1 protein-coding gene is annotated in these 1202 nt (G+C 36.6%); it reads left to right on the top strand.

Annotation, left to right across the window (positions count from 1 at the left end; genetic code table 11):
- Positions 1 to 628: glycosyltransferase family 4 protein (locus tag Dpoa2040_RS02185; RefSeq protein WP_168640124.1), on the top strand; the 628-nt coding region annotated here is incomplete at its 5' end.
- Between the last annotated feature and the right edge of the window lie 574 nt (positions 629 to 1202).

Below are 1202 nucleotides of genomic sequence, written 5' to 3'. Positions count from 1 at the left end.
TATAAAGGAAAAGCTGAATATATTATTTCCAAATTTGGATGTTATTTGTTTAGCGAATGGAATATTTAAAGACATTACACCTTCGGTATTGGATTTACCTAGAGAAAATTGTTTTCTTATTGTGGGTAGAATTGGTGCATATCAAAAAAATCATGAATCTATATTAGATGCCTTGGATAAAATTGATGATTTTTTTGACTGGAAGTTTAAATTTGTTGGTCCTGTTGATAACTCCTTTAAATCAAAACTTTCTATCTTAATAGCTAAAAAGCCGTATCTACTTAAAAACATAGAGATCTTAGGCGAAAAGGATAGGGAGGATATATTTGAATTATATAATAGATCTCGGGTTTTTCTTATGCCTTCACGATGGGAAGGTTTTTCGATAGCGTTACTTGAAGCTGCTTTTTCTGGTTGCTATATCCTGGCGACTAATGTAGGTGGAGTATATGAAGTAACAAATGAAGGTCGACTGGGCATAATCCTGAAAGATATATGTGAGCTACCATCAAAGATTGAGGCGATTGTTAATGGGCACATTCCTGTTGATGATAATATAATCGAAAGGAAAGAATTCATAAAAAATCAATTTGATATTGAATCCAATTTGAGAAAGATTACTTGGTGATCCCTTATCTTTTTTTGCTCAGTGTTGAGTCCTCTCCTTTGTTCAGTTTCGTGTAAAGTAGAGTTTTTGGCCCTTCAGCCCGTGAAAAGGGGTTATCCGAAAAAATTCTGAGGTCTGCGTAGAATCGTGAAGCCATTGCTTGGTTGTGAGAGACTTACCTATTGGATTGTGCGGAAATGCGTATCAGAGCGGCTGCAGCGAGTTTATTTCCAACGATATCAGTGGGTGTACTAGAACGGTGTACACCAAGACCTCTCTTGTGGCTCAGAAAATAGACCGATAATGCTCTGATAAGAGTTGCTTAACGGCAGCTTCTGGGACGAATGTCTGAACATCTGCAGGCTCCTTTGCAGGAAGAAGTAGGATAAACTTGATATCTGGAGTAAGGAATACAGTCATGAAAGGATACATTCGTCATTAAATGACATGATTTCGGCCGAATCTATCCGGATTTTGCGAAAAGACGAAGATCTGATTTAGCCTGATAGTGATATTCGGAAGAGATCTCTTAAAGCAATCTACATTTGAAAGATAGCATGGTTTTTCTAATATTATTTCTAAATCCTCATCAGAA

This window comes from Dickeya sp. CFBP 2040, assembly GCF_012273755.1.
Classification (GTDB): domain Bacteria; phylum Pseudomonadota; class Gammaproteobacteria; order Enterobacterales; family Enterobacteriaceae; genus Dickeya; species Dickeya poaceiphila.
The sequence above is the reverse complement of the archived record's forward strand: the minus strand, read 5'-3'. Positions and strand labels throughout refer to the sequence as shown.